This is a genomic window from Pseudomonas sp. SDO5532_S415, assembly GCF_054071155.1.
In genome coordinates, this window is record NZ_JBSVWS010000312.1 from 1 (window position 1) to 3,177 (window position 3,177).

Here is a 3,177-nt window from a genome sequence, read left to right on the forward strand (position 1 = left end):
TCAGTCGGCATTAACATCGACTGACACTCCGCATTCGCGAGCAAGCCCGCTCCCACAGTTGTTTTGCGCCGCCTACACTTGCTGCGGCGTCTGACTTGAACCCTTTCACTGCTCGGCGCATCTTTATCTTTGTCGCATAACAAGAATAAGGAACCGTCATGTTCGATATCAGCACGTTCCCCAAAGCCGATGCCGTCCGCCGGGCTGCACAACTGAGTCAAGACGACTATCACCGCCTGTACCGCGAATCCATCGAACACCCCAGTACCTTCTGGGCCGAACAGGCCAGGCGTTTTCTCGACTGGAGCAAACCGTGGGACACCGTCCAGCGCTATGACCTGAAAACCGGCGAGGCCAGCTGGTTTGCCGGGGCAGAGCTGAACGTCAGCTACAACTGCATCGACCGCCACCTGGAAAAACGCGGTGATCAAATCGCGATCATCTGGGAGGGCGACGACCCTGCCGAATCCACGCAAATCACCTACAAAAAACTGCATCACAACGTGTGCCGCCTGGCCAACGTGCTCAAAAGCCGTGGCGTGAAAAAAGGCGACCGGGTGTGCATCTACATGCCGATGATCCCCGAAGCGGCCTACGCCATGCTCGCCTGTACGCGCATCGGCGCGGTGCATTCGGTCGTGTTCGGCGGCTTTTCCCCGGACTCCCTGCGCGACCGCATTCTCGATGCTGATTGCCGCACCGTGATTACTGCCGATGAAGGCGTGCGCGGCGGCAAATTCATCCCGCTCAAACAGAACGTCGATAAAGCCCTGCAAAGTTGCCCCGACGTCAGCACTGTGGTCGTGGTCGAGCGCACACAGAATCAGGTGAACTGGGTCGAAGGCCGGGACCTCTGGTATCACCAGGCCCTGCGCGACGTCGGCGACGACTGCCCGCCCGAGCCGATGGGCGCCGAAGACCCGCTGTTCATCCTCTACACCTCCGGCAGCACCGGTAAACCCAAAGGCGTGCTGCACACCACCGGCGGTTACCTGCTGCAAGCGGCGATGACCTTCAAATACGTGCTGGACTACCGCGACGGTGAAGTCTTCTGGTGCACCGCCGATGTCGGCTGGGTTACCGGCCACAGCTACATCGTCTACGGTCCGCTGGCCAATGGCGCCACCACCTTGATCTTCGAAGGCGTGCCGAACTACCCGAGCACCTCGCGCTTCTGGCAGGTGATCGACAAGCATAAGGTCAATATTTTCTACACCGCCCCGACCGCCCTGCGCGCCCTGATGCGTGAAGGTCCTGAACCGCTGAAGGAAACGTCCCGCGCCAGCGTCAGACTACTCGGCACCGTCGGTGAGCCGATCAACCCGGAAGCGTGGGAATGGTACTTCCACACAGTTGGCGAAGAGCGTTGCCCGATTGTCGATACCTGGTGGCAGACCGAAACCGGCGGCATCATGCTCAGCCCCCTGGTGAGCGCCCAACGCATCAAACCCGGCTGCGCCACGCAACCGATGTTCGGCGTGCAGCCAGTGCTGCTCGACGAACATGGCAAGGAAATCAAGGGTGCGGGAAGTGGCGTACTGGCAATCAAATCCAGCTGGCCGGCGCAGATTCGCAGCGTCTACCGCGATCCGCAGCGGATGGTCGACACCTACTTCAAGCCTTATCCCGGCTACTACTTCACCGGTGACGGCGCGCGCCGCGACGAAGATGGCGACTATTGGATCACCGGACGCATTGACGATGTGATCAACGTGTCCGGGCACCGCATCGGCACTGCGGAGGTGGAAAGCGCCCTGGTGTTGCACGACAGCATCGCCGAGGCTGCCGTGGTCGGTTACCCCCATGACGTCAAAGGCCAAGGCATCTACGCCTTCGTCACCCCCATGAACGGCGTCGAAACCGGCGACGAGCTGAAGAAAGAGCTACTGGCGATGGTCAGCAAGGAAATCGGCAGCTTCGCCAAACCGGACCTGATCCAGTGGGCACCGGCCTTGCCGAAAACCCGTTCCGGCAAGATCATGCGACGCATTCTGCGCAAGATTGCCTGCAACGAACTCGACAGTCTTGGCGACACCTCGACCCTGGCCGACCCGAGCGTGGTGCAAGGACTGATCGACAAACGTCTTAACCAATAATGCACGCTCTCTGTAGGAGCAGCCGGTCGATGCTCGATCGCTCGCGGTGGGCGTTAACGATAACGTGGGCTTCTTGAAAATACGCGTTATCGTTAACGTCCATCGCGAGCAGGCTCGCTCCTACAGAAAATCACCGAGATCCCATGGAATTCATCCGCAGCCGCATCGAAACCCAAATCATGAGTCTCACCGGTCTGTCCCTGGGTAAACTCGATCTGGAAAACCCCAAGGGCGATCCCGGCCTGTTCGGGCCTGATTCGGTGAGCTGGCAGGTGCACGGTGATTTCAGCAGCATGCTCATCGGCGGTATCAGCGCCCTGATGTTGCAAGCCCTGCATCCGTTGGCTCTGGCGGGAGTGTGGGATCATTCCAATTTTCGCGAGGACATGCTCGGCCGGCTGCGTCGCACCGGTCAGTTCATTTCCGGCACCACGTTTGGTTCTCGCCAGGACGCTGACTGGCTGATCGAGAAAGTGCGCACCATTCATCTCCAGATCACCGGCACCGCACCCGATGGCCGGCCTTACGCCGCCAGCGATCCCGACCTGCTGACCTGGGTGCACGTAGCGGAAGTCAGCAACTTTCTCGCTGCGCATTTGCGCTATCGCAACCCGCATCTGTCCCTGGTCGATCAGGATCGCTATTACGCAGAAATCGCGCTGGTCGCCGAACGCCTGGGTGCCAGAAACGTGCCCGGTTCCCGACAGGAAGTTTCCGATTACCTTGAGCGAATCAGGCCGCAGCTTTTGTGCGACGAACGCAGTCGCGAAGTGCTGCGACTGTTGTTGAACGCCCCGTCCCCCAGCCGTCTGGCCAAACCCTTCGGCGGCCTCATGATGCAGGCCGGGATCGATCTGCTGCCGGACTGGGCCAGTGACATGCTGGGTGTCAGACAAAGCCTGCTGCAACGCAAGCTGATCCGCGCCAGCGTCAATCGCAGCACGCCGATGCTACGCTGGGCGGTGCGCAATGGTTCGGTTCAGCGGGCCAAGCGGCGGATGGGCTTGCTCACTTGAACCAAACTCAAAAGCTTCGCGAGCAGGCTCGCTCCCACAGTGGATGTGTGTCGTTCATCAAATGA

At 60.1% G+C, this 3,177-nt stretch carries 2 protein-coding genes; both read left to right on the top strand.

The annotated features are described in order from the left end of the window. The first annotated feature begins 158 nt into the window (after positions 1-158). Positions 159-2,096, top strand: coding sequence for an acetate--CoA ligase (gene acs / locus ACW9HW_RS29600; protein WP_457402874.1), 1,938 nt, complete (start codon positions 159-161; stop codon positions 2,094-2,096). Between the two features lie 143 nt (positions 2,097-2,239). After that, positions 2,240-3,112: an oxygenase MpaB family protein gene (locus ACW9HW_RS29605; RefSeq protein WP_457402876.1), complete on the top strand. Its 873-nt coding sequence runs from the start codon at positions 2,240-2,242 to the stop codon at positions 3,110-3,112. The last annotated feature ends 65 nt before the right edge of the window (positions 3,113-3,177 follow it).